Source organism: Sphingopyxis sp. (assembly GCF_965279755.1).
In the GTDB taxonomy this organism is placed as follows: domain Bacteria; phylum Pseudomonadota; class Alphaproteobacteria; order Sphingomonadales; family Sphingomonadaceae; genus Sphingopyxis.
On the sequence record NZ_OZ257261.1, the window covers coordinates 1,540,954 to 1,562,796 of the forward strand.

Here is a 21,843-nt window from a genome sequence, read left to right on the forward strand (position 1 = left end):
GAAGCATTCATGCCCACGATCAACCAGCTGGTCCGCAAGGGCCGGACTCCCCAGAAGGTGAAGTCCAAGGTCCCGGCGATGGACGCAAACCCGCAAAAGCGCGGCGTTTGCACCCGTGTCTACACGACGACCCCGAAAAAGCCGAACTCGGCGCTCCGCAAGGTTGCCAAGGTCCGCCTGACCAACCAGCGCGAAGTCATTTCGTACATCCCCGGCGAAGGCCACAACCTCCAGGAACACAGCGTCGTGCTGATCCGCGGCGGTCGTGTCCGCGATCTTCCCGGTGTGCGTTACCACGTCCTGCGCGGCGTGCTCGATACGCAGGGTGTGAAGGACCGCAAGCAGAGCCGTTCGAAGTACGGTGCGAAGCGTCCGAAGTAAGGACCGCTTTTCGGCTATTTGATCATCCCTGGCTGCGTATGCGCCGGGATGCTGTTGTAAAAGGAATTACCTATGGCTCGTCGTCGTCGTCCTGAACGCCGCGAAATCCTGCCCGATCCCCGTTTCGGGGATGTCGTGCTGTCGAAGTTCATGAACAGCGTCATGCTGGACGGGAAAAAGTCCGTTGCCGAAAGCATCGTTTACGGTGCGCTCGAATCGGTTGAAGCCCGCGCCAAGAAGGAACCCGTCGGCGTGTTCCACGAAGCGCTCGCCAACATCCGCCCGAACATCGAAGTTCGCAGCCGCCGCGTCGGCGGTGCGACCTATCAGGTTCCGGTCGAAGTTCGTCCCGAACGTGCACAGGCACTCGCGATCCGCTGGCTGATTACGGCTGCGCGCAACCGCAGCGAAACCACGATGGCTGCCCGCCTGTCGGGCGAACTGCTCGACGCGTCAAACAACCGCGGCAATGCGGTCAAGAAGCGCGAAGACACGCACCGCATGGCCGAAGCGAACCGCGCCTTCAGCCACTACCGCTGGTAAGCGCTGGCGGGGCGGCCCGCTTTCCGGAATCCGCCGTCTCGCAATCGTAACAATCGTTCCTATATCGGGGGTGGCTCAAAAGGCCTCCCCCCAAATCCAAGGAAAAGACCATGGCACGCAGCCATTCGCTCGAACATTATCGCAACTTTGGGATCATGGCGCACATCGACGCCGGCAAGACCACGACGACCGAGCGCATCCTTTACTACACCGGCAAGTCCTACAAGATCGGCGAAGTCCATGACGGCGCCGCGACGATGGACTGGATGGAGCAGGAACAGGAACGCGGCATCACGATCACGTCGGCTGCGACCACCTGCCTCTGGAAAGCTGACGAAGGTCAGGGCCCCGAGCATCGCCTGAACATCATCGACACCCCCGGCCACGTCGATTTCACGATCGAAGTCGAACGTTCGCTGCGCGTGCTCGACGGCGCGATCACCGCGTTCGACGGCGTTGCCGGCGTCGAGCCGCAGTCGGAAACCGTGTGGCGCCAGGCCGACAAGTATCGCGTGCCGCGCATGTGCTTCATCAACAAGCTCGACCGCACCGGCGCCGATTTCTATTATTGCGTCCAGACGATCATCGATCGCCTCGGCGCGGTTCCGGCTGTGCTTTATCTGCCCATCGGTTCGGAAGGCGGCTTCAAGGGCCTCGTCGACCTCGTCAACGAGCGTGCGATCATCTGGAAGGACGAAAGCCTCGGCGCCGAATTCTTCTATGAAGAAATCCCCGCCGATCTCGCCGACAAGGCAGCCGAATATCGCGAAAAGCTCGTCGAGCTCGCCGTCGAACAGGACGACGACGCGATGGAAGCCTATCTTGAGGGTACCGTTCCCGATGTCGCCACGCTGAAGAAGCTGATCCGCAAGGGTACGCTGGCGCAGGCGTTCGTTCCGGTCCTCTGCGGTTCGGCGTTCAAGAATAAGGGCGTCCAGACGCTGCTCGACGCGGTTGTCGACTATCTGCCTTCGCCGCTCGACATTCCTGACGTTCAGGGCATCAATCCCGACAACGACCAGCCCGACACGCGTGCGACGTCGGACTCGGCGCCGCTGTCGCTGCTCGCGTTCAAGATCATGAACGACCCGTTCGTCGGCTCGCTCACCTTTGCCCGCATCTATTCGGGAACCCTGAACAAGGGCACCTACCTGAACTCGGTGAAGGACAAGAAGGAAAAGGTTGGCCGCATGCTGCTGATGCATGCGAATAGCCGCGAAGACATCGAAGAAGCCTATGCGGGCGACATCGTCGCGCTCGCCGGCCTCAAGGAAACCACGACCGGGGACACGCTCTGCGCCACCAACGCGCCGATCATCCTCGAACGGATGGAATTCCCCGAGCCGGTCATCGAGCTGTCGGTGGAACCGAAGACCAAGGCCGACCAGGAACGTATGGGCATCGCGCTCAACCGTCTGGCTGCCGAGGATCCCTCGTTCCGCGTGTCGACCGACCATGAATCGGGTCAGACGATCATCAAGGGCATGGGCGAGCTTCACCTCGACATCCTCGTCGATCGCATGAAGCGCGAGTTCAAGGTCGAAGCGAACGTCGGCGCGCCGCAGGTGGCGTACCGCGAATCGCTCGCGAAGGCCGTCGACGTCGACTACACCCACAAGAAGCAGTCGGGTGGTTCGGGCCAGTTCGGCCGCGTCAAGGTCAGTGTCGCTCCCGGCGAACGCGGCGCGGGCATCACCTTCATCGACGAGATCAAGGGCGGCAACATTCCGCGCGAATATATCCCGTCGGTTGAAAAGGGCATGCGCGAGTCGGCTGAGAACGGCCACATGATCGGCTTCCCGATCATCGACTTCGAAATCAAGCTTACGGACGGCGCGTATCACGACGTCGACTCGTCGGCTCTGGCGTTCGAAATCGCGGGCCGTGCGGCGATGCGCGAAGTGGCGGCAAAGGCCGGCATCAAGCTGCTCGAGCCGGTGATGAAGGTCGAGGTTGTTACCCCTGAGGAATTCATGGGCGACGTGATCGGCGACCTTAACAGCCGTCGCGGGCAGATTCAGGGCACCGACAGCCGGGGCATCGCCCAGGTCGTCGAGGCGATCGTTCCGCTGGCAAACATGTTCGGCTATGTGAACCAGCTGCGCAGCTTCAGCCAGGGTCGCGCGAGCTACTCGATGCAATTCTCGCATTATGAAGAAGTGCCGACCAACGTCGCCGAAGAAGTGAAGGCCAAGATGGCCTGATGGGGTTTTAGGGACCCTGGGCCGCGCGGGCTTGCACCGCGCGGCAAGACCCTCTAAGGGCGGCGCCTGATTCAGCAGGCGCGTCCAGGACTGATCAACGCAAACATTGAACAAGAAGGTTGTTACATCATGGCCAAGGCTAAATTTGAGCGGACGAAGCCGCACTGCAACATCGGCACCATCGGTCACGTCGACCATGGCAAGACCTCGCTGACCGCAGCGATCACCAAGATCCTTTCCGAAAACGTCGCCGGCAACGCCGCCGTCGATTTCGCGAACATCGACAAGGCTCCCGAAGAGCGCGAGCGCGGCATCACCATTTCGACCGCACACGTCGAATATGAAACCGAAGGCCGCCACTATGCGCACGTCGACTGCCCGGGTCACGCTGACTATGTGAAGAACATGATCACCGGTGCCGCCCAGATGGACGGCGCGATCCTCGTCGTGTCGGCCGCTGACGGCCCGATGCCGCAGACCAAGGAGCACATCCTGCTCGCGAAGCAGGTTGGCGTTCCCACCATGGTCGTCTTCCTCAACAAGGTCGACCAGCTGGACGATCCCGAGCTTCTCGAGCTCGTCGAGCTGGAAATCCGCGAAGAACTTTCGAAGCGCGACTTCGACGGCGATAATATTCCGATCATCTCGGGTTCGGCTCTCGCCGCGCTTGAAAGCCGCGACGAAAACATCGGCAAGGACGCGATCCTGAAGCTGATGGCTGCCGTCGACGCATGGATCCCGCAGCCGGAACGTCCGCTCGACAAGCCCTTCCTGATGCCGATCGAAGACGTGTTCTCGATCTCGGGTCGCGGTACGGTCGTCACCGGTCGTATCGAAACCGGCGTCGTCAAGGTTGGTGAAGAAGTCGAAATCGTCGGCATCAAGGACACCAAGAAGACGACCGTTACGGGCGTTGAAATGTTCCGCAAGCTGCTCGACCAGGGCCAGGCTGGCGACAACGTCGGTGCGCTGATCCGCGGCGTCGGCCGTGAAGAAGTCGAGCGTGGCCAGGTTCTGGCGAAGCCCGGCTCGATCACGCCGCACACCGAGTTCACCTCGGAAGTATACGTCCTGTCGAAGGACGAAGGCGGCCGTCACACGCCGTTCTTTGCGAACTATCGTCCGCAGTTCTACTTCCGCACCACGGACGTCACCGGTGAGGTCATCCTTCCCGAGGGCACCGAGATGGTCATGCCGGGCGACAACGTCCAGCTGTCGGTCAAGCTGATCGCCCCGATCGCCATGGACCCGGGTCTGCGCTTCGCAATTCGCGAAGGTGGCCGTACGGTTGGCGCAGGGGTTGTCGCGACCGTTACAAAGTAATATAGGGCCGCGAGCCGCGCGATTCGGAACCGATTCGCGCGGCTCGTAGCTTAAAGATTTTCGATGGCCGATCCGGCTTCCTTGCGGAAACCGGAGCAGGCCATTTCGGCTCTTTCGCATCGTCAGACGGGATTCGACTGGATAAGTCATGGAAACGCAGAATATTCGCATTCGCCTGAAGGCCTTTGATCACCGCGTGCTCGATCAGGCCACCACCGACATTGCCGACACGGCACGTCGTACGGGCGCACTCATTCGCGGTCCGATCCCGCTGCCGACGCGTATCGAGAAATTCACCGTGAACCGCGGTCCGCATGTCGACAAGAAGTCGCGCGAGCAGTTCGAGGTGCGTACCCACAAGCGGCTGCTCGACATTGTGCAGCCCACCCCGCAGACGGTCGATGCGCTGATGAAGCTCGACCTCGCCGCTGGTGTGAACGTCGAAATCAAGCTGGCCTAAGCCAGCGAAGCCCCGGACTTGATCCGGGGTCTCTATCGGCCAGGCGCTTCGGTGCTGGCACAAGTCCGGAGCGATCCGGACCGACGATAGGGTGGATACCGCCGGTCGGCTTCTTCGGAAGCCATTTCAGACCGGGCTGCGTCCCCCGTCTCGCCGCAGGTCCTTCGGGATGGCGGCACCTCAGCCCGGACGGGGCGATGCATCGAAATTCTGGGCTGGGAGGGTTCCGCCGGGGTTTTCCCCCGATGGGGCCCGCAAGCCGTGCGGAATGGTCCGCCCGGCCTCTGTTGAGGAGTATGATCATGCGTACTGGCGTGATCGCGAAGAAAATGGGGATGACCCGCCTGTTTCAGGACGACGGCCGCCACGTGCCCGTCACCGTCCTGAGCCTCGAAGGCTGTCAGGTTGTCTCTGTGCGCGATAAAGACCGCGACGGCTATGTGGCCGTTCAACTCGGTGCCGGCTCGGCGAAGGCGAAGAATGTTGCGAAGCCGCAGCGTGGCGCTTTCGGCAAGGCCGAAGTCGAGCCCAAGGCGAAGATCGTCGAATTCCGCGTTGCTGACGACGCGACGCTCGACGTCGGCGCCGAGCTCTCGGCCGACCATTTCGTCGCCGGTCAGATCGTCGACATCCAGGGCGTGACCCAGGGTAAGGGCTTTGCCGGTGCGATGAAGCGCTGGGGTTTCGGCGGTATGCGCGCGACCCACGGTGTTTCCATCAGCCACCGTGCCCACGGTTCGACGGGTAACCGCCAGGATCCGGGCCGCGTCTTCAAGAACAAGAAGATGGCCGGTCACATGGGCGCCCGCAACCGCACCCAGCAGAATCTCGAAATCGTCCGCACCGACGTCGAACGCGGCCTTCTCTTCGTCAAGGGCTCGGTCCCTGGCTCGAAGGGCGGCTGGCTGCTCGTTCGCGATGCGGTGAAGCTGCCGCGTCATCCCGAGGCCCCCTATCCGGCGGGCATCAAGAGCGCGGCCAACACCAACGATGCCCCGGCTGACGCGCCGGTCGAAACGCCGGTCGAAGAGACCGTCATCGACACCGCGGCCACCGACGGCGCACAGGAGTCCTGATCATGAAGGTCAAGGTTCAGACCCTCGATGGCAAGGCTGGCGCCGACATCGATCTTAACGACGACGTCTTCGGCGTCGATGCGCGTGCCGACATCCTGCACCGCGTCGTCGCCTGGCAGCTCGAGAAGCGCCGCGGCCCTGCCCGCGCCGCTCGCGAGCGCAGCGACGTTGCCCGCACCGGCAAGAAGTTCGGTCGCCAGAAGGGCGGCGGTACCGCCCGTCACGGCGATCGCAAGGCGCCGATCTTCATCGGCGGTGGTAAGGCGCATGGTCCCCGGGCCCGTACCTTCGGCCACTCGCTGAACAAGAAGATCCGCACCCTCGGCCTGAAGATGGCATTGAGCGACAAGGCGAAGGGCGGCAAGATCGTCGTTCTCGACACGCTCGAGCTCAAGGACGCCAAGACGAAGGCGCTTGCCGGCAAGCTCGGCAAGCTCGAACTCGGCAACCGCGCGCTCTTCATCGACGGTGACGCGGTGCACGAAAGCTTCGCGATGGCATCGGCCAACCTGATCGGCATCGACTCGATGCCGGCCGCGGGTGCCAATGTCTATGACATCATCCGTGCCGACACGCTGGTCCTGACCCGCGCGGCGGTCGAAAAGCTGGAGGCCCGTTTCAATGGCTAAGGCAAAAACTGTCGACGCGCGTCACTATGACGTGATCCTCGCTCCGGTGATCACCGAAAAGTCGACCCTGCTCAGCGAAAACAACGCCGTGGTGTTCAAGGTTGCGGACGACGCGACCAAGCCCGCGATCAAGGCGGCCGTCGAGGCGCTGTTCGATGTCAAGGTGGTTAGCGTCAACACGCTCATCACCAAGGGCAAGACCAAGCGCTGGAAGGGCAAGCCCTACACCCGCAGCGACGTGAAGAAGGCGATTGTTCGTCTGGCCGAAGGCCAGTCGATCGACGTCACCACGGGCGTCTGATTGTAGGAAGAGGCAGAGAAAATGGCACTTAAATCCTATAATCCGACCAGCCCCGCGCAGCGCGGCCTGATCCTCGTCGATAAGTCGTCGCTGTGGAAGGGCAAGCCCGTCAAGGCGCTGACCGAAGGCAAGCGCAAGACCGGCGGTCGCAACAACAAGGGTCATGTGACCTCGCGCGGCATCGCCGGCGGCCACAAGCAGAAGTACCGCTTCATCGACTTCAAGCGTCGCAAGTGGGACATGCCGGCTACCGTCGAGCGTCTGGAATATGACCCGAACCGCACGGCGTTCATCGCGCTCGTGAAGTATGAGGACGGTGAGCAGACCTATATCCTGGCGCCGCAGCGTCTGGCGGTCGGCGACACGGTCGTCGCGGGCAAGAAGACCGACGTGAAGCCGGGCAATGCGATGGAACTGTCGCAGATGCCGGTCGGCACGATCGTCCACAATATCGAGATGAAGCCGGGCAAGGGTGGCCAGATCGCCCGTTCGGCTGGCACCTATGCCCAGGTCGTCGGTCGTGACCGCGGTCTTGTCATCGTGCGTCTCGGTTCGGGCGAACAGCGTTACATCCGCGGCGAGTGCATGGGCACGGTCGGCGCGGTGTCGAACCCGGACAACCAGAACACCAACCTGGGCAAGGCTGGCCGCAACCGCTGGCTCGGCAAGCGTCCGCTGACTCGCGGTGTCGCGAAGAACCCGGTCGATCACCCGCATGGTGGTGGTGAAGGCCGCACCTCGGGTGGCCGTCATCCGGTTACCCCGTGGGGCAAGCCGACCAAGGGTGCCCGTACCCGTCACAACAAGTCGACCGACAAGATGATCATCCGGTCGCGTCACGCGAAGAAGAAGAGGTAAGCCATGGCTCGCTCGGTCTGGAAGGGTCCGTTTGTCGACCTTCATCTCCTCAAGAAAGCCGAAACGGCCCAGGACGGCGGCAGCTCTGCCCCGATCAAGACCTGGTCGCGTCGGTCCACCATCCTGCCGCAGTTCGTCGGGCTGACCTTCAACGTCTACAACGGCCGCAAGTTTGTGCCGGTGTCGGTCAATGAAGACATGGTCGGCATGAAGCTGGGTGAATTTGCGCCGACGCGCTTCTTCCCCGGCCACGCGGCCGACAAGAAGGGCAAGCGCTAATGGGCAAGGAAAAGTCCCCCCGCCGCGTTGCGGATAACGAGGCTCTCTCGGTCGGCACGCAGATTCGCGGTTCGGCTCAGAAGCTGAACCTCGTTGCTTCGCTGATCCGCGGCCGCAAGGTCGAAGACGCGCTCAACATCCTCACCTTCTCGAAGAAGGCGATGGCTGTCGACGTGCGCAAGGTTCTGGCGAGCGCGATCGCGAATGCCGAGAATAACCACAACCTCGATGTTGATGCCCTGGTCGTCCAGGAAGCCAGCGTCGGCAAGTCGATCTCGATGAAGCGCTGGCACGCTCGTGGCCGCGGCAAGTCGACCCGGATCGTCAAGCCGTTCAGCCGCATCCGCATCGTCGTGCGCGAACAGGAAGAAGAGGCGTAAGATGGGCCAGAAGAGCAATCCGATCGGCCTGCGCCTGCAGGTCAACCGCACCTGGGACAGCCGCTGGTTCGCCGAAGGCCAGGATTATGGCCGCATGCTGGTCGAGGATCTGAAGATCCGTCAGTATGTGTTCAAGACCCTGCCGCAGGCCGCGATCTCGAAGGTCGTGATCGAACGCCCGGCCAAGCTGTGCCGCGTGTCGATCTATGCGGCCCGCCCGGGCGTCATCATCGGCAAGAAGGGCGCGGACATTGAAAAGCTGCGCAAGAAGCTGGGTGAACTGACGGGCAGCGACGTTTCGCTGAACATCGTCGAGATCCGCAAGCCCGAAGTCGACGCCAAGCTCGTCGGCCAGGGCATCGCCGACCAGCTCGAACGCCGCGTTGCGTTCCGCCGCGCCATGAAGCGCGCGGTGCAGTCGGCCATGCGTCTTGGCGCTGAAGGCATCCGCATTAACTGCGCCGGCCGTCTGGGCGGCGCGGAAATCGCGCGTACCGAATGGTATCGCGAAGGCCGGGTGCCGCTGCACACGCTGCGCGCCAATGTCGACTATGCCGAATCGACCGCCCACACCGCCTATGGCGTGTGCGGGATCAAGGTGTGGATCTTCAAGGGTGAGATCCTCGGCCACGACCCGATGGCAACCGACCGTCTGATGCTCGACGCACAGACGACCGGTGTCCGTCCGGCTCGTGAAGATCGCCGCTAAGGACTGCTGACATGCTGCAACCGAAAAAAACCAAGTTCCGCAAGGCATTCAAGGGCCGTATCCACGGCCTCGCCAAGGGTGGCACCGACCTGAACTTCGGCTCCTACGGCCTGAAGGCGATGGAACCCGAGCGCATCACCGCGCGCCAGATCGAAGCGGCTCGCCGCGCGATCAGCCGTGCGATCAAGCGTCAGGGTCGCCTCTGGATCCGCATTTTCCCCGACGTCCCCGTGTCGTCGAAGCCCGCCGAAGTCCGCATGGGCAAGGGCAAGGGTTCGCCTGAATATTGGGCGGCCCGCGTCAAGCCCGGTCGCATCCTGTTCGAACTCGACGGCGTTCCGGGCCCCGTGGCCGCGCTGGCGTTCGAACGTGCGGCGATGAAGCTGCCGATCAAGACGAAGGTCGTTGCCCGCCTCGGCGACACCTCGCATCTGGAGGGTTGAGGGCCATGGCCAAGACCGAAGATCTGACCAAGAAGACCGACGACCAGCTCTCCGAGCAGCTCGGCGAACTGAAGCGCGAGGCCTTCAACCTCCGCTTCCAGGCCGCCACCGGGCAGCTGGAAAAAGCGTCGCGGGTCAAGGAAGTGCGCCGCACGATCGCGCGCGTCAAGACCGAGCAGACCGGGCGTTCGCGCTCGGCTGCCAAGTAAGGAGACCGACCCATGCCGAAGCGCATTCTGACCGGCACGGTGGTGTCCGACAAGGGCGACAAGACCGTCGTGGTGAAAGTCGAGCGGAAGGTGAAGCACCCTCTGTACGGCAAGATCATCCGTCGTTCGAAGAAGTATCACGCCCACGATGAGGACAACGCCATCAAGGCTGGCGAAACCGTCCGCATCGAGGAAACGAAGCCGATTTCGAAGCTGAAGACCTGGAAGGTTCTCGACAAGGTCGAGGTCTCGACCAAGGCGAAGAAAGCCGACGAGATCGACGCGTAAGAAGTTTCACGGAACCGCCGGGATGGCCCGGTAGGCCCAGGAAGAAGGAAATGCATCGATGATTCAGATGCAGTCACAATTGGAAGTCGCCGACAACAGCGGTGCGAAGCGCGTCCAGTGCATCAAGGTGCTCGGCGGGTCGAAGCGTCGCGTCGCCGGCGTGGGCGACGTGATCGTCGTGTCGATCAAGGAAGCCCAGCCGCGTGGCAAGGTGAAGAAGGGTGACGTGCATCGCGCCGTCATCGTCCGCACCGCCAAGGACGTGCGCCGCGCCGATGGCTCGGTGATCCGTTTCGACAGCAATGCCGCCGTCCTCGTCAACAAGAACGAGGAGCCGATCGGCACCCGTATCTTCGGCCCCGTCGTCCGCGAACTCCGCGGCAAGGGCTATATGAAGATCATCAGCCTGGCGCCGGAGGTACTCTGACCATGGCGAACAAGATCAAGAAGGGTGACACGGTCGTCGTCCTGTCCGGCAAGGACAAGGGCAAGACCGGTGAAGTGACGCAGAGCCTGCCGAAGGACGGCAAGGTCGTCGTCGCTGGCGTCAATGTCATCACCCGCCACCGCAAGCCGACCCAGACCAACCCGCAGGGTGGTCTGGAGCGCAAGGAAGCGCCGCTCTTCGCGAGCAAGGTTGCGCTCGCCGATCCCAAGACCGGCAAGCCGACGCGCGTCCGCTTTGAAACCAAGGACGGCAAGAAGGTCCGCGTGGCCGTGAAGTCCGGGGAGACGATCAATGGCTGACACCTACACCCCGCGCATGCGCAAGCTCTATGACGACAAGATCGTCAAGGCGATGACCGAAAAATTCGGTTACAAGAATGCGATGGAAGTGCCGAAGATCGCAAAGATCACGCTCAACATGGGCGTCGGCGAAGCCACGCAAGACAAGAAGAAGGTCGAATCGGCCGCTGCCGAGATGGAACTCATCGCCGGCCAGAAGCCGGTCGTGACCAAGGCCAAGAAGTCGATCGCCCAGTTCAAGCTGCGCGAAGGCATGCCGATCGGTTGCAAGGTGACCCTGCGCCGCGAACGCATGTTCGAGTTCCTCGATCGCCTGATCACCATCGCGATGCCGCGTATTCGCGACTTCCGTGGCGTGTCGGCGACCAGCTTCGACGGTCGTGGCAATTATGCCATGGGCCTGAAGGAACAGATCATCTTCCCCGAGATCAACTATGACCGCATCGACCAGGTGCGCGGCATGGACGTGATCGTCACCACCACCGCTCGTACGGACGAAGAAGCCCGCGAACTGCTCAAGCTGTTCGGCTTCCCCTTCCCGATCGAAGCGCAGGAAAAGGAAGCCGCCTGATCCCTTCGGGACCAGGCAGGCTCTTTCAAGAAGGAAAGAGAACTTAAGTCATGGCGAAACTGAGTTCGATGAACAAGAATGAGCGTCGTAAGCAGCTGGTGAAGAAATACGCCGGCCGCTATGCGAAGCTGAAGGCGATTGCGGCAGACACCTCGCTCGACGAGGGCGAACGTCTGATCGCACGCCTCAAGATGGCGGAAATTCCGCGCAACGGTAACCCGACCCGCATCCGCAACCGCTGCGAGCTGACGGGGCGCCCGCGCGCCTATTACCGTAAATTCCGGCTGTGCCGTATCCAGCTCCGCGATCTGGCCAACAAGGGCCTGATCCCCGGTGTTGTGAAGTCGAGCTGGTAAGGGACTGACAAGATGGCAATGACCGATCCTCTGGGTGATATGCTCACCCGCATCCGCAACGGCCAGTCGGCGAAGAAGGACAGCGTCCTGACGCCCGCTTCGACCCTGCGCGTCCGCGTTCTCGATGTTCTTCAGCGTGAAGGCTATATCCGTGGCTACAGCGAAGAAGCGCTGGGCTCGAAGGGCCAGCACAAGGGCATCCGCATCGAACTGAAATATTTCGAAGGCCAGCCGGCGATCCGCCATGTGGCTCGCGTTTCGAAGCCGGGTCGCCGCGTCTATTCGGCCTCGAAAGAGCTGCCGATCGTGCGCAACGGCCTGGGCATCACCATCGTGTCGACCCCGCGCGGCGTTCTTTCGGACGCCGAAGCCCGCGAACATAATGTCGGCGGCGAAGTGCTGGCGGAGGTGTTCTGATGTCGCGCATTGGTAAAAAGGCAGTAGCGGTTCCCGGCGGCGTCACTGCCGCGATCGACGGCGGCCAGCTGTCGGTCAAGGGTCCGAAGGGCACGCTGGCGATGCCGCTGTCCGACAACATCAAATATGAAGTCGGCGAAGGCAGCATTTCGGTCCAGCCCGCGAACGACAGCCGCGAAGCTCGTGCCTTCTGGGGCATGCAGCGCACGCTGGTGCAGAACCTGATCACGGGCGTGACCGAAGGCTTCACCAAAGTCCTCGAAATCACCGGTGTCGGCTATCGCGCCAACTCGCAGGGCAAGACTCTGAAGCTGCAGCTCGGCTACAGCCACGATGTTGATTTCGCGGTGCCGGAAGGCATCGAGATCAAGACGCCGGACAACACGACGATCGAGATCAGCGGCATCGACAAGCAGCAGGTCGGCCAGGTCGCGGCGGAAATCCGTCGTTGGCGCAAGCCGGAGCCCTATAAGGGCAAGGGCATCAAGTATCGCGGCGAGTACATCTTCCGCAAAGAAGGCAAGAAGAAGTAAGCCATGGCACATCTTACCACTTTCCAAAAACGTCGCCAGCGCGTCCGTACCGCGCTCCGTCAGCGCGCCGCCGGGCGTCCGCGCCTTTCGGTGCACCGCTCGGGCCGCCACATCTATGCGCAGCTCATCGATGATGCCGCCGGCAAGACGCTGGCCGCAGCCTCGACGCTCGACAAGGATGTCCGCGGCAAGACCGGCGCTACTGCGGCTGCTGCAGCCGATGTGGGCAAGCGCCTTGCCGACGCCGCCAAGAAGGCGGGCGTGACGCAGGTCGTGTTCGACCGCGGCGGCTTCCTGTTCCACGGGCGCATCAAGGCGCTGGCCGACGCGGCTCGCGAAGGCGGATTGGAGTTCTGATTATGGCAGACGAAGTACAGAACGTCGAAGGCGCTCCCGAAGCAGCCCCCACCACCGATGGCCAGGCACCGCGCCGCGGTCGTGGCGGCGGCCGCGATGGCGGTCGTGGCGGACGTGACGGTGGCCGTGGCCGCCGTGACGACCGTCGTCCCCGCGACGAGGATGGCGGCGAAGAGCTGATCGAAAAGCTCGTCCACATCAACCGCGTTTCGAAGACCGTGAAGGGCGGCAAGCGCTTCGGTTTTGCCGCGCTCGTCGTCGTCGGCGACGGCAAGGGCCGCGCCGGTTTCGGTCATGGCAAGGCGCGCGAAGTGCCCGAAGCCATCTCGAAGGCGACCGCCGCTGCCAAGAAGGCGATGATTCGCGTTCCGCTGCGCGACGGCCGCACGCTGCACCATGATGGCCGCGGCCATTTCGGTGCCGGCAACGTCACGCTGCGCTCGGCGCCTGCGGGTACCGGCATCATCGCCGGTGGTCCGATGCGCGCCGTGTTCGAATCGCTGGGCGTCGCCGACGTGGTGACCAAGTCGGTCGGCACCTCGAACCCCTACAACATGATCCGTGCGACCTTCGAGGCGCTTGGCGAACAGACCAGCCCGAAGTCGGTCGCGCAGCGTCGCGGCAAGAAGGTTTCGGATCTGATCAAGCGTGGCGGTGCGTCCGACCGCGCAGCCGAGGCGGAAGCCGCGGCGGTGACGGAGTAAGACAATGGCCGACAAGAAGATCAAGATCCGCCAGATCGGCTCGCCGATCCGTCGTCCGAAGAGCCAGCGCGCCATTCTGACCGGCCTCGGCCTGGGCAAGATGCACCGCGAGGTCGAACTGGTCGACAGCCCGGAAGTGCGCGGCATGATCCGCAAGCTTCCGCACATGGTGGAAGTTGTCGAGGGCTAAACTGCGGTGAAGCTCTATCGCCTGTTGACCGGTCCCGACGACAGCGCCTTTTGTGCGCGGGTCGAGGGACTGCTCAACCGGGGGTGGCAGCTTCACGGTAGCCCCTCGATCACCAGTGTCGATGGCCGCGGCTATGTCGCCCAGGCCATTGTGATGGAGAAAGCCGGGCCCTATCCCGGTTTTCAGCCATCGAGTGAAATCGAACCGGACTAAGCCAGAACATAAATTGGCTTTTCGGCCCTCAGCGCGACAACAGCGAAAGCGAGTGCAAAGACATGACTATCAAGCTCAACGAACTTCGTGACAACAATGGCGCCCGCAAGGGCCGTATGCGCGTCGGACGCGGCATCGGCTCGGGCAAGGGCAAGACCGCCGGCCGCGGCCAGAAGGGCCAGAAGGCCCGCAGCGGCGTCGCGATCAACGGCTTCGAGGGCGGCCAGATGCCGCTCCACATGCGTATCCCGAAGCGCGGCTTCAACAACATCTTCGGCAAGGATTTCGCCATCGTCAATCTGGGCATGATCCAGAAGCTGGTCGACGCGAAGAAGCTCGATGCCAAGGCCGTGATCGACCATGCCGCGCTCAAGGCGGCTGGCGTGGCGCGCGGTGGCAAGGACGGCGTCCGCCTCCTCGCCAAGGGTGAATTCACCGCCAAGCTGACCTTCGCGGTCGCCGGTGCGTCGAAGGGCGCGATCGAGGCGGTCGAAAAGGCTGGCGGCAAGGTCGAGCTTCCAGAAGTCAAGGAAGTGGCGCCCGAAGGCAAGAAGGCCCAGCGCCGCGCCGCGGCAGCAGCCAAAAAGGTCTAATGCTCCTGGGGGCGGGTCGGCATCGGTCGACCCGCCCCCGACGCATTTGAATCGGGCCTTTCCCCTTGCGCTTCGACCCATGCGAACGCACATAGGCGCCGGGTCGCGGGGGGCGCGGTCCTGACGAACCCGAGGAAAGATACCCATGGCCTCTCGCGCCGACCAGCTTGCTTCCAACCTGAACTTTTCCAAGTTCGGCCAGGCGACCGAACTTAAGAACCGCATCTGGTTCACGATCGGCGCGCTGATCGTTTTCCGCTTCCTGTCGTTCGTGCCGCTGCCCGGGGTCGACCCCGTTGCGCTGTCGCGGCTCTATTCGCAGGCGGCGTCGGGCGGCATCCTCGACATCTTCAACACCTTCTCGGGCGGCAGCCTGGAGCGCATGAGCATCATCGCGCTCGGCGTCATGCCTTACATTACGGCGTCGATCGTCGTGCAGCTCGCCTCAGCGCTCGCCCCCAGCCTCGCCGCACTCAAGAAAGAGGGCGAGAGCGGGCGCAAGAAGCTCAATCAATATACGCGCTACGGCACCGTCTTCCTGACCGCGATCCAGGGCTATTTCATCGCCGTGGGTCTCGAGACGCTCGGTCAGAGCCAGGGAATTGCAGCGGTCGTCGACCCCGGCATGATGTTCCGCCTCGGCGCGGTGATCAGCATCGTCGGCGGTACGTTGTTCCTGATGTGGCTCGGTGAGCAGATCACCAGCCGCGGCATCGGCAACGGCGTGTCGCTGATCATCATGGCGGGCATTCTCGCGCAGCTGCCGCGCAGCTTCGCGCAGATGTTCACGCAGGTCCGCGAAGGCTCGATGGGCGGCGGCACGATCCTTGCCGTCGTCGGCGGCGCGATCGTCATCATCGCGTTTATCAGCTTCATGGAGCGCGCGCAGCGCCGCGTCCTCGTCCAGTACCCGAAGCGCGCGACGCAGCGCGGCGTGATGCAGGCCGACCGCAGCCATCTGCCGCTCAAGGTCAACACGGCGGGCGTGATCCCGCCGATCTTCGCCTCGTCGCTGCTGCTGATGCCGCTGACGGTCACGCAGATGCTCGGCAACAATGTCCAGCAGGATACGCGCTGGGGCGAATTCCTCGTCTCGCTCAACCAGTATCTCGCACACGGGCAGCCGCTCTACATGGCGCTCTACGCCGCGGGCATCATCTTCTTCTGCTTCTTCTACGTCGCGGTCGTCTTCAATCCCGAAGAAACCGCCGACAATCTGAAGCGCCAGAACGGCTTCATTCCCGGCATCCGCCCAGGTAAGAACACCGCCGCCTATCTCGATTTCGTGCTGACGCGCATCACCGTGATCGGTGCGGCCTATCTGGCGGCCATCTGTCTCGTCCCCGAATATTTCATCGCGGGATCGGGTCTGCCGTTCCAGCTCGGCGGCACCAGCCTGCTGATCATCGTCAACGTGACGATCGACACGATCAGCCAGATCCAGAGCCACATGCTCGCGCATCAATATGGCGATCTTATCAAGAAGGCCAAATTGAAGGGCGGCGTTGCGCGGCGCTGATACCGCCGCTACGCGATTCTCTCACAGGGCAGGGGAAACAGGGGTCGTCATGACGCTGAATATCATTTTGCTTGGGCCGCCGGGAGCGGGCAAGGGTACGCAGGCTTCGCGGCTCGAAAGCGAGCATGGCATGGTCCAGCTGTCGACCGGCGACATGCTCCGCGCCGCCGTCAAGGCGGGAACTCCGATCGGGGTCCAGGCGAAAGCGGTGATGGACGCGGGCGAGCTGGTGTCGGACGAGATCGTCTCGGGCCTCATCGGCGAACGGCTCGACGAGCTGGGCGGAGAAACCTCGGTCATTTTCGACGGCTATCCGCGTACGGCCGCACAGGCCGATTCGCTCGACCAGATCCTCGCCGACCGGGGCCGCAAGCTCGACCATGTGATCGAACTGGTGGTTGAGGAAGAGGCGCTCGTCGACCGGATCACCGGCCGCTTCAGCTGCGCCAAGTGCGGCGCGGGCTATCACGACCGCTACAAGCTCCCGAAGGTGGAGAATGTTTGCGACGTTTGCGGCAGCAGTGAATTCAAGCGCCGCCCCGACGACAATGAGGAAACCGTGCGTACGCGCATGGCCGAATATCGTGCCAAGACCGCGCCGATCCTGCCGATCTACGAAGCCCGCGGCATCGTCAGCAAGGTCGACGGCATGGCCGACATCGATCATGTCAACGACGCGATCGAGGCGATCCTCGGCAGCGACGCCAGCTAGCCAGCGTCTCTGCCGCCGTCTATAAAGGCGGAGAAGGGGACAGGGCATGCATCTCAGGACTATCTTCGGCGCGGCATTGCTGTCTTCGGCGGCGCTGGCAGCTGCACCGGCGGCGGCGAAAGTCATCGACCAGAGCGATATCGGCTTCACCGTCGCGCATACGGCGCAGGTTGCCGCGAGCCCCGAAGACGTCTGGAAAATGCTCCGCCTGCCCGACAAATGGTGGTCGAAGGAGCATAGCTGGTCGGGCGACGCCGCCAATTTCTGGCTCGATTCGCAAGCTGGCGGCTGCTTCTGCGAAAAGCTTCCCGGTACCGTCCCCGGCAGCGTTCAACATGCGCGGATCATCTTTGCCCAGCCGAATCAGATGATGCGCCTGTCGGGCGCCTTCGGGCCATTGCAGGGCGAAGCTGTTACGGGAACGCTGACGATCCAGATCAAGCCGACTGCGACGGGGAGCGCGATCCGCTTCGACTATGTCGTCGGCGGCTATATGCGCTTCAAGGTCGCCGACGTCGCGCCCGCGGTCGACAAGGTGCTGGGCGAGCAGCTCATCGGTCTGGCGAAGGCACTCGGCGGCTCGCTGCCCGTCGCCAAGGACGATGATGACGACGTCAAAGAAGCGCCGGCCAAGAAGAAGGATGAGCCCGGACTCGACGATGCGGTCGCCGATCTCGTCAAGGACACGCCGAAGGACGATTAGGGCTTGGGCTGGCTGCGCAATTTGGCGAGCGCGGCAAACGGCCCGGCCTGTTCCTCGCTGAGCACGCCTTTTTCGGCAAGGATGCGGTCGGCATCGGGGTGACGCGGGAAGGGATCGAGCGCCAGCGACATCGTTTGCACCGCGGCCTCGCCGACATCGGCGCGTTCGCCCTCCAGCGGCAATATGTCGAGGTCGGCATCGCTGATCTCGACCTCTTCGTCCAGGTTCGCTGCAGGCTCAGCATCACGCAGGAAGCGAAGGTCGAACACTTCGTCGACCTTGGCGGGGACCGGCAAATCGGTTGCGGCACAGCTTTGCACAAGCTTCGCTTCGATCCGTCCTCTGACGGCGATCCCGCCGGCGACCGCGTGGATCTCGGCCGTTACGACGAAACGGTCGAGCGCGACGAGCCCCAACCGCTTTGCAATGGCGGCCCGCGTTGCTTCGTCGGCCTCGAGCGTCAGGCTGCGCCCCTGCGCCGCGTCGGCGACGGTGACGATGTGCGAAAATTCGGGCGCGCTCATCGCATCAGCCCGCAAGACGGTCTGCGACGATCAGCGCGTCAACCGGCGTCGCGGCAAGAGCGCCGCGCAGCTTTGCGACCTCCGCCATGACATGCGCCAGGCCGCCCTCGGGCGGTTCCTTGCCGCGCCAGAGGTTGCGTACGAGCGCTGCCGACAGCTCGTCGGACCCGTCGGCCGCTCGATAGGCGCCCAGCCGGCCGCCGAGGGCTCCGACCATCCGTCCGATTTGCTTGCCGACGACCATGTCGCCAAAACCGATCTGGCGCATCTGGCCGTCCATGTCGTCGACGAACAATTCGGTGAGCTGGACGCCGGCCACAGCCTGATCCGGATCGTCGTCGATGCGGTGAAGGACAAGCGCGAGAACAAGGCTGATCATGTCGAAACGACCGTCGAGCGTATCGGGCACCCCCCCCTTGGCATACCAGTGCGGCGCGCGCGCGGTGGCCACGACGGCGTTCCAGAGCGGACGGCGCGCCTCGCGCGGATCGGCCTCGGACTTGAAGAGCTTGCGGAGTGAAGAAAACATGCCGGAACGCTTAGGCCGAATCGAGTCATCGGAAAAGGCCCCTCGGTCAGCTTGGCGCAAGCTTTGCGGCGGCATAAGCCGCTTGTGCGCGCCGTCCGCTTGCGGTTAAGAGGCGCGATTGCCAGCGTCGGCGTAGAGCGGCGCAACGGAGACATGTTGATGCCGATCCAGAACCCGAAGCTTCCCGCCCGCCCCGTGCGCCTGATCGTAGTCGGGCTGGCGCTCGCGCTGACCGTCAGCGGTTGCGCGCAGCTGAAGGGGCGGCAGGGTTATGTCGTCGATCCGGTGCTGACCGATGCGGTCACGCCCGGCGTCGACAATCGCGAATCGGTGGAAAAGACGCTGGGCCGTCCGACCTTCGTCGGCCAGTTCAGTGACAATGAATATTATTATGTATCGCGCGAAACGCGGCAGCTGGCCTTCGCGCGGCCGCGTCCAGTTGCGCAACAGGTGCTCCGCGTGAAGTTCGATCCGGCAGGCAATGTCGTCGCGGTCGACAAGACCGGGCTCGAGCTCGTCAGCAGACTGAGCCCCGAAGGCGACAAGACGCCGACGCTTGGTCGGCACCGTAGCTTCTTCGAGGATATCTTCGGCAATATCGGCGCGGTCGGTGCGCCGGGCGTCGGCGGCGGCGGTTCGCAGGGGCAATAAGCCCGCTCCAGCAGCCCCAAAGGGTGAAAGAGGCGGCGCCGGAAGGCGCCGCCTTTTCCTTATCCTGCGATGCCGCCGGCAGCGAGCACCGCGAGCGTCACCAGATCCGACGCGGTCGACGCCATCGTCGCGACCTGCACCGGCTTTTCCATGCCGATCAGCATCGGGCCGATGACCGCACCGGCGCCGAGTTCGCGTAGCAGCTTTGCCGACAGGTTCGCCGACTGCAGCCCCGGCATGACGAGGACGTTCGCAGGGCCCGACAGACGGCAGAAGGGATAGTTGCGCATCACCTTTTCGTTGAGCGCGACGTCGGGTGCCATCTCGCCTTCATATTCGAAGCCCGGATTCCGTTCGTCGAGGATCGACACGGCCTCGCGGATATTGTCGAGCCATGATCCCGGCGGGTTGCCGAAGGTCGAATAGGACAGGAAGGCGACGCGCGGCTCGTGGCCCATGCGGCGCGCGACTTGCGCGGTGCGTTCGGCGATGTCGGCGAGCATTTCGGCGGTCGGCCGTTCGTTCACCGTCGTGTCGGCCATGAAAATCGTGTGATGCTGGTCGACGAGGACATGGATGCCGAACGGCGTCTTGCCTTCTGCATGATCGATCACGCGGCGAACCTCGCGCATCGACTGCGAATAGGTGCGCGTCGTGCCGGTAATCATCGCATCGGCAAGGCCGATTTTCAGGAGCAGCGAGCCGAAGATATTGCGGTCGCGATTGACCATGCGCTCGATGTCGCGGCGCAGATAGCCGCGGCGCTGGAGCCGTTCGTAGAGCATGTCTACCATCTGCGGCACGTGCGGCGAATTGACGCTGTTGTGAACCTCGAAGCTCTCGGCGTCGGCAACACCCATCGCGCGCAGCTTGTCGTGCAGCCCTTCGCGGCCGACGAGCACGGGAATGCCGTAGCCGCCGTCGCGGAACTGGATCGCGGCGCGCAGCACCACTTCTTCCTCGCCCTCGGCAAAGACGACGCGCTTGGGGTTCGCGCGCGCTGCTTCATAGGCGAGCGTCAGAACCGAGGTGGTCGGATTGAGCCGCGCGCGCAGGCGCGTGCGATATTCTTCCAGATCCTCGATCGGCTGCTGGGCGACGCCGGTGTCCATCGCCGCTTTTGCTACCGCCGCGGGAACGATTTCCATCAGGCGCGGGTCGAAGGGCGACGGAATGATATATTCGGGACCAAAGCTCGACGCCCGCCCGCCATAAGCCGCCGCAACCTCTTCGGGCACCTGCTGCCGCGCGAGGTCCGCGATCGCATAAGCTGCCGCGATCTTCATCTCTTCGTTGATCGCCGTCGCACGCACGTCGAGCGCGCCGCGGAAGATGAAGGGGAAGCAGAGGACATTGTTGACCTGGTTCGGATAGTCCGAGCGCCCCGTCGCGATAATCGCGTCCGGCCTCGCGGCCCGGGCATCGGGCGGCGAGATTTCGGGATCGGGGTTCGCCATCGCGAAGATGATCGGCGCGGGCGCCATGTCCTTCACCATCTCGGGCTTCAGCGCGCCCGCGGCGGAAAGGCCGAGAAAGACGTCGGCGCCGACCAGCGCTTCGGTCAGGTTGCGCGCTTCGGTCGGCACCGCATGCGCCGACTTCCACTGGTCCATGCCCTCGGTACGGCCCTGATAGATCGTGCCCTTGCGGTCGCACATGATCACATTTTCGTGCCGCACGCCCATCGACTTGATCAGCGACGTACAGGCGATGGCTGCGGCGCCGGCACCATTGACGACGACCTTCACCGTCGACAGGTCGCGCCCCGTCAGGTGGCAGGCGTTGATCAGGCCGGCGGCGGTGATGATCGCGGTGCCATGCTGGTCGTCATGGAACACCGGGATGTTCATCTTCTCTTTCAGCGCCTGTTCGATGATGAAGCAGTTCGGCGCTGCGATATCTTCCAGGTTGATCCCGCCGAAGCTCGGCTCGAGCAGCGCGACCGCGTCGATGAACGCCTGCGGATCCTCGGTATCGACCTCAAGGTCGATCGAATCGACGTCGGCGAAGCGCTTGAACAGAACCGCCTTACCTTCCATCACCGGTTTCGAGGCGAGCGCGCCGAGATTGCCGAGACCAAGGATCGCGGTGCCGTTCGAAATGACCGCGACCAGATTGCCCTTAACCGTATAATCATAGGCCTTGGCCGGATCCTCGGCGATCGCAAGCACGGGCACCGCGACGCCGGGCGAGTAGGCGAGGGAAAGGTCGCGCTGCGTCGCCATCGGCTTCGACGCGACGATCTCGATTTTTCCGGGCCGGCCATATTCGTGGTAAAGCAGGGCCTCGCGGTCCGAGAACTGCACCTTGTTGCCGCTGTCCATGTTAATCCCCTTGGTTCGATTTCCAGACGCGCGCCCGTTTCCCAATCCCCTAGCGTCACCGGCGGCGATTGTAACCGCCAATGTTGCAGCCGTGTGCCTTGCCATGCCGCCGCCAAT

At 63.3% G+C, this 21,843-nt stretch carries 33 protein-coding genes; 30 read left to right on the top strand and 3 right to left on the bottom strand.

The genetic code is table 11. From position 1 onward, the window contains the following. The first annotated feature begins 9 nt into the window (after positions 1 to 9). The 29 genes from rpsL (at position 10) to ACQY80_RS07665 (ending at position 17,698) form a co-directional block, all read left to right on the top strand. The gene (gene rpsL, locus ACQY80_RS07525) at positions 10 to 381 is read left to right on the top strand and encodes a 30S ribosomal protein S12 (protein ID WP_428685183.1); all 372 of its coding nucleotides are present in this window, start codon (positions 10 to 12) and stop codon (positions 379 to 381) included. Between the two features lie 72 nt (positions 382 to 453). Next, positions 454 to 924: a 30S ribosomal protein S7 gene (gene rpsG / locus ACQY80_RS07530; protein ID WP_428685185.1), complete on the top strand. Its 471-nt coding sequence runs from the start codon at positions 454 to 456 to the stop codon at positions 922 to 924. A gap of 110 nt (positions 925 to 1,034) precedes the next feature. Next, positions 1,035 to 3,128 (top strand): elongation factor G, encoded by a 2,094-nt coding sequence (gene fusA / locus ACQY80_RS07535; RefSeq protein WP_428685187.1) that lies wholly within the window; start codon positions 1,035 to 1,037, stop codon positions 3,126 to 3,128. Between the two features lie 129 nt (positions 3,129 to 3,257). Further along, positions 3,258 to 4,451, top strand: coding sequence for an elongation factor Tu (gene tuf / locus ACQY80_RS07540; protein ID WP_428685189.1), 1,194 nt, complete (start codon positions 3,258 to 3,260; stop codon positions 4,449 to 4,451). 148 nt (positions 4,452 to 4,599) lie between these two features. Continuing rightward, positions 4,600 to 4,911, top strand: a complete 312-nt coding sequence (gene rpsJ, locus ACQY80_RS07545) for a 30S ribosomal protein S10 (protein WP_003042199.1) — start codon at positions 4,600 to 4,602, stop codon at positions 4,909 to 4,911. 302 nt (positions 4,912 to 5,213) lie between these two features. Continuing rightward, the gene (gene rplC / locus ACQY80_RS07550) at positions 5,214 to 5,987 is read left to right on the top strand and encodes a 50S ribosomal protein L3 (RefSeq protein ID WP_428685192.1); all 774 of its coding nucleotides are present in this window, start codon (positions 5,214 to 5,216) and stop codon (positions 5,985 to 5,987) included. Between the two features lie 2 nt (positions 5,988 to 5,989). After that, positions 5,990 to 6,616, top strand: a complete 627-nt coding sequence (rplD, locus tag ACQY80_RS07555) for a 50S ribosomal protein L4 (RefSeq protein WP_428685194.1) — start codon at positions 5,990 to 5,992, stop codon at positions 6,614 to 6,616. Continuing rightward, the gene (locus ACQY80_RS07560) at positions 6,609 to 6,917 is read left to right on the top strand and encodes a 50S ribosomal protein L23 (protein WP_105999105.1); all 309 of its coding nucleotides are present in this window, start codon (positions 6,609 to 6,611) and stop codon (positions 6,915 to 6,917) included. The genes rplD and ACQY80_RS07560 overlap by 8 nt, the downstream gene beginning before the upstream one ends. Positions 6,918 to 6,938: 21 nt before the next feature. After that, on the top strand, positions 6,939 to 7,775 hold the full coding sequence (rplB, locus tag ACQY80_RS07565; protein ID WP_058806666.1) for a 50S ribosomal protein L2: 837 nt from the start codon (positions 6,939 to 6,941) through the stop codon (positions 7,773 to 7,775). A 3-nt stretch (positions 7,776 to 7,778) separates the two neighbouring features. Continuing rightward, positions 7,779 to 8,054, top strand: coding sequence for a 30S ribosomal protein S19 (gene rpsS, locus ACQY80_RS07570; protein WP_037556370.1), 276 nt, complete (start codon positions 7,779 to 7,781; stop codon positions 8,052 to 8,054). After that, positions 8,054 to 8,434, top strand: a complete 381-nt coding sequence (gene rplV, locus ACQY80_RS07575; protein WP_428685197.1) for a 50S ribosomal protein L22 — start codon at positions 8,054 to 8,056, stop codon at positions 8,432 to 8,434. Before rpsS ends, rplV begins: the two co-directional genes overlap by 1 nt. Before the next feature lies 1 nt (position 8,435). Further along, positions 8,436 to 9,143, top strand: coding sequence for a 30S ribosomal protein S3 (gene rpsC / locus ACQY80_RS07580; RefSeq protein ID WP_120217696.1), 708 nt, complete (start codon positions 8,436 to 8,438; stop codon positions 9,141 to 9,143). Positions 9,144 to 9,154: 11 nt separating this feature from the next. Beyond that, positions 9,155 to 9,586, top strand: a complete 432-nt coding sequence (rplP, locus tag ACQY80_RS07585) for a 50S ribosomal protein L16 (protein WP_428685199.1) — start codon at positions 9,155 to 9,157, stop codon at positions 9,584 to 9,586. Between the two features lie 5 nt (positions 9,587 to 9,591). After that, positions 9,592 to 9,795 (top strand): 50S ribosomal protein L29, encoded by a 204-nt coding sequence (gene rpmC, locus ACQY80_RS07590; RefSeq protein WP_428685201.1) that lies wholly within the window; start codon positions 9,592 to 9,594, stop codon positions 9,793 to 9,795. 12 nt (positions 9,796 to 9,807) lie between these two features. Next, positions 9,808 to 10,083, top strand: a complete 276-nt coding sequence (gene rpsQ, locus ACQY80_RS07595) for a 30S ribosomal protein S17 (RefSeq protein WP_428685203.1) — start codon at positions 9,808 to 9,810, stop codon at positions 10,081 to 10,083. Between the two features lie 58 nt (positions 10,084 to 10,141). Further along, positions 10,142 to 10,510: a 50S ribosomal protein L14 gene (gene rplN, locus ACQY80_RS07600; RefSeq protein ID WP_033074348.1), complete on the top strand. Its 369-nt coding sequence runs from the start codon at positions 10,142 to 10,144 to the stop codon at positions 10,508 to 10,510. 2 nt (positions 10,511 to 10,512) lie between these two features. Then, complete coding sequence (rplX, locus tag ACQY80_RS07605) at positions 10,513 to 10,830, top strand: 50S ribosomal protein L24 (RefSeq protein WP_077145772.1); 318 nt, start codon at positions 10,513 to 10,515, stop codon at positions 10,828 to 10,830. Then, on the top strand, positions 10,823 to 11,401 hold the full coding sequence (rplE, locus tag ACQY80_RS07610; protein ID WP_428685206.1) for a 50S ribosomal protein L5: 579 nt from the start codon (positions 10,823 to 10,825) through the stop codon (positions 11,399 to 11,401). Before rplX ends, rplE begins: the two co-directional genes overlap by 8 nt. Positions 11,402 to 11,451: 50 nt before the next feature. Continuing rightward, complete coding sequence (rpsN, locus tag ACQY80_RS07615; RefSeq protein WP_088473648.1) at positions 11,452 to 11,757, top strand: 30S ribosomal protein S14; 306 nt, start codon at positions 11,452 to 11,454, stop codon at positions 11,755 to 11,757. Between the two features lie 12 nt (positions 11,758 to 11,769). Beyond that, positions 11,770 to 12,174 carry a 30S ribosomal protein S8 gene (gene rpsH / locus ACQY80_RS07620; RefSeq protein WP_428685208.1) on the top strand — a complete coding sequence of 135 codons (405 nt, stop codon included), beginning with the start codon at positions 11,770 to 11,772 and terminating at the stop codon, positions 12,172 to 12,174. Then, entirely contained in the window at positions 12,174 to 12,707 is a 534-nt protein-coding gene (rplF, locus tag ACQY80_RS07625) for a 50S ribosomal protein L6 (RefSeq protein WP_428685210.1), read from the top strand. Before rpsH ends, rplF begins: the two co-directional genes overlap by 1 nt. A gap of 3 nt (positions 12,708 to 12,710) precedes the next feature. Beyond that, positions 12,711 to 13,064, top strand: coding sequence for a 50S ribosomal protein L18 (gene rplR / locus ACQY80_RS07630; RefSeq protein WP_105999115.1), 354 nt, complete (start codon positions 12,711 to 12,713; stop codon positions 13,062 to 13,064). A 2-nt stretch (positions 13,065 to 13,066) separates the two neighbouring features. Further along, positions 13,067 to 13,768, top strand: coding sequence for a 30S ribosomal protein S5 (gene rpsE / locus ACQY80_RS07635; RefSeq protein WP_428685212.1), 702 nt, complete (start codon positions 13,067 to 13,069; stop codon positions 13,766 to 13,768). A 4-nt stretch (positions 13,769 to 13,772) separates the two neighbouring features. After that, complete coding sequence (gene rpmD, locus ACQY80_RS07640) at positions 13,773 to 13,958, top strand: 50S ribosomal protein L30 (protein WP_428685214.1); 186 nt, start codon at positions 13,773 to 13,775, stop codon at positions 13,956 to 13,958. Positions 13,959 to 13,964: 6 nt separating this feature from the next. Then, the gene (locus ACQY80_RS07645; protein WP_037556386.1) at positions 13,965 to 14,171 is read left to right on the top strand and encodes a DUF1737 domain-containing protein; all 207 of its coding nucleotides are present in this window, start codon (positions 13,965 to 13,967) and stop codon (positions 14,169 to 14,171) included. 62 nt (positions 14,172 to 14,233) lie between these two features. Further along, positions 14,234 to 14,764, top strand: coding sequence for a 50S ribosomal protein L15 (rplO, locus tag ACQY80_RS07650; RefSeq protein ID WP_428685217.1), 531 nt, complete (start codon positions 14,234 to 14,236; stop codon positions 14,762 to 14,764). 145 nt (positions 14,765 to 14,909) lie between these two features. After that, entirely contained in the window at positions 14,910 to 16,283 is a 1,374-nt protein-coding gene (gene secY, locus ACQY80_RS07655) for a preprotein translocase subunit SecY (RefSeq protein WP_428685218.1), read from the top strand. Between the two features lie 55 nt (positions 16,284 to 16,338). Continuing rightward, entirely contained in the window at positions 16,339 to 16,995 is a 657-nt protein-coding gene (locus tag ACQY80_RS07660; protein WP_428685786.1) for an adenylate kinase, read from the top strand. Between the two features lie 46 nt (positions 16,996 to 17,041). Beyond that, positions 17,042 to 17,698 (top strand): hypothetical protein, encoded by a 657-nt coding sequence (locus ACQY80_RS07665; RefSeq protein ID WP_428685220.1) that lies wholly within the window; start codon positions 17,042 to 17,044, stop codon positions 17,696 to 17,698. Here ACQY80_RS07665 and ACQY80_RS07670 read toward each other — a convergent pair. Together ACQY80_RS07670 and ACQY80_RS07675 are read right to left on the bottom strand one after the other, a co-directional pair. After that, a complete protein-coding gene (locus tag ACQY80_RS07670; RefSeq protein WP_428685222.1) occupies positions 17,695 to 18,222 on the bottom strand; it encodes a YceD family protein in 528 nt (175 codons plus the stop codon). The two genes, ACQY80_RS07665 and ACQY80_RS07670, sit on opposite strands and share 4 nt — an antisense overlap. Positions 18,223 to 18,226: 4 nt before the next feature. Next, the gene (locus ACQY80_RS07675) at positions 18,227 to 18,751 is read right to left on the bottom strand and encodes a ubiquinol-cytochrome C chaperone family protein (RefSeq protein WP_428685224.1); all 525 of its coding nucleotides are present in this window, start codon (positions 18,749 to 18,751) and stop codon (positions 18,227 to 18,229) included. A 159-nt stretch (positions 18,752 to 18,910) separates the two neighbouring features. On the opposite strand from ACQY80_RS07675, the gene ACQY80_RS07680 reads away from it, so the two are divergent. Further along, positions 18,911 to 19,402 carry an outer membrane protein assembly factor BamE gene (locus tag ACQY80_RS07680; protein ID WP_428685226.1) on the top strand — a complete coding sequence of 164 codons (492 nt, stop codon included), beginning with the start codon at positions 18,911 to 18,913 and terminating at the stop codon, positions 19,400 to 19,402. A gap of 59 nt (positions 19,403 to 19,461) precedes the next feature. Here the strand turns inward: ACQY80_RS07680 and ACQY80_RS07685 are convergent, their stop codons facing one another. Next, positions 19,462 to 21,726 carry an NADP-dependent malic enzyme gene (locus ACQY80_RS07685; RefSeq protein WP_428685228.1) on the bottom strand — a complete coding sequence of 755 codons (2,265 nt, stop codon included), beginning with the start codon at positions 21,724 to 21,726 and terminating at the stop codon, positions 19,462 to 19,464. Positions 21,727 to 21,843 lie beyond the last annotated feature (117 nt).

Bases quoted from the DNA above. Each gene is read 5' to 3' on its own strand.
- rplB (WP_058806666.1), top strand. From the start codon at position 6,939: ATGGCACTTAAATCCTATAATCCGACCAGCCCCGCGCAGCGCGGCCTG.
- rplO (WP_428685217.1), top strand. From the start codon at position 14,234: ATGACTATCAAGCTCAACGAACTTCGTGACAACAATGGCGCCCGCAAG.
- tuf (WP_428685189.1), top strand. From the start codon at position 3,258: ATGGCCAAGGCTAAATTTGAGCGGACGAAGCCGCACTGCAACATCGGC.
- ACQY80_RS07685 (WP_428685228.1), bottom strand. From the start codon at position 21,726: ATGGACAGCGGCAACAAGGTGCAGTTCTCGGACCGCGAGGCCCTGCTT.
- rpsE (WP_428685212.1), top strand. From the start codon at position 13,067: ATGGCAGACGAAGTACAGAACGTCGAAGGCGCTCCCGAAGCAGCCCCC.
- rpsH (WP_428685208.1), top strand. From the start codon at position 11,770: ATGGCAATGACCGATCCTCTGGGTGATATGCTCACCCGCATCCGCAAC.
- secY (WP_428685218.1), top strand. From the start codon at position 14,910: ATGGCCTCTCGCGCCGACCAGCTTGCTTCCAACCTGAACTTTTCCAAG.
- rpsJ (WP_003042199.1), top strand. From the start codon at position 4,600: ATGGAAACGCAGAATATTCGCATTCGCCTGAAGGCCTTTGATCACCGC.
- rpmC (WP_428685201.1), top strand. From the start codon at position 9,592: ATGGCCAAGACCGAAGATCTGACCAAGAAGACCGACGACCAGCTCTCC.
- ACQY80_RS07675 (WP_428685224.1), bottom strand. From the start codon at position 18,751: ATGTTTTCTTCACTCCGCAAGCTCTTCAAGTCCGAGGCCGATCCGCGC.
- rplC (WP_428685192.1), top strand. From the start codon at position 5,214: ATGCGTACTGGCGTGATCGCGAAGAAAATGGGGATGACCCGCCTGTTT.
- rplF (WP_428685210.1), top strand. From the start codon at position 12,174: ATGTCGCGCATTGGTAAAAAGGCAGTAGCGGTTCCCGGCGGCGTCACT.
- rpsL (WP_428685183.1), top strand. From the start codon at position 10: ATGCCCACGATCAACCAGCTGGTCCGCAAGGGCCGGACTCCCCAGAAG.
- rplX (WP_077145772.1), top strand. From the start codon at position 10,513: ATGGCGAACAAGATCAAGAAGGGTGACACGGTCGTCGTCCTGTCCGGC.
- rpsQ (WP_428685203.1), top strand. From the start codon at position 9,808: ATGCCGAAGCGCATTCTGACCGGCACGGTGGTGTCCGACAAGGGCGAC.
- rpsC (WP_120217696.1), top strand. From the start codon at position 8,436: ATGGGCCAGAAGAGCAATCCGATCGGCCTGCGCCTGCAGGTCAACCGC.
- rplR (WP_105999115.1), top strand. From the start codon at position 12,711: ATGGCACATCTTACCACTTTCCAAAAACGTCGCCAGCGCGTCCGTACC.
- ACQY80_RS07680 (WP_428685226.1), top strand. From the start codon at position 18,911: ATGCCGATCCAGAACCCGAAGCTTCCCGCCCGCCCCGTGCGCCTGATC.
- ACQY80_RS07665 (WP_428685220.1), top strand. From the start codon at position 17,042: ATGCATCTCAGGACTATCTTCGGCGCGGCATTGCTGTCTTCGGCGGCG.
- rpsS (WP_037556370.1), top strand. From the start codon at position 7,779: ATGGCTCGCTCGGTCTGGAAGGGTCCGTTTGTCGACCTTCATCTCCTC.
- fusA (WP_428685187.1), top strand. From the start codon at position 1,035: ATGGCACGCAGCCATTCGCTCGAACATTATCGCAACTTTGGGATCATG.
- ACQY80_RS07670 (WP_428685222.1), bottom strand. From the start codon at position 18,222: ATGAGCGCGCCCGAATTTTCGCACATCGTCACCGTCGCCGACGCGGCG.
- rplE (WP_428685206.1), top strand. From the start codon at position 10,823: ATGGCTGACACCTACACCCCGCGCATGCGCAAGCTCTATGACGACAAG.
- ACQY80_RS07560 (WP_105999105.1), top strand. From the start codon at position 6,609: ATGGCTAAGGCAAAAACTGTCGACGCGCGTCACTATGACGTGATCCTC.
- rpsN (WP_088473648.1), top strand. From the start codon at position 11,452: ATGGCGAAACTGAGTTCGATGAACAAGAATGAGCGTCGTAAGCAGCTG.
- rpsG (WP_428685185.1), top strand. From the start codon at position 454: ATGGCTCGTCGTCGTCGTCCTGAACGCCGCGAAATCCTGCCCGATCCC.
- rplV (WP_428685197.1), top strand. From the start codon at position 8,054: ATGGGCAAGGAAAAGTCCCCCCGCCGCGTTGCGGATAACGAGGCTCTC.
- rplN (WP_033074348.1), top strand. From the start codon at position 10,142: ATGATTCAGATGCAGTCACAATTGGAAGTCGCCGACAACAGCGGTGCG.
- rplD (WP_428685194.1), top strand. From the start codon at position 5,990: ATGAAGGTCAAGGTTCAGACCCTCGATGGCAAGGCTGGCGCCGACATC.
- rpmD (WP_428685214.1), top strand. From the start codon at position 13,773: ATGGCCGACAAGAAGATCAAGATCCGCCAGATCGGCTCGCCGATCCGT.
- rplP (WP_428685199.1), top strand. From the start codon at position 9,155: ATGCTGCAACCGAAAAAAACCAAGTTCCGCAAGGCATTCAAGGGCCGT.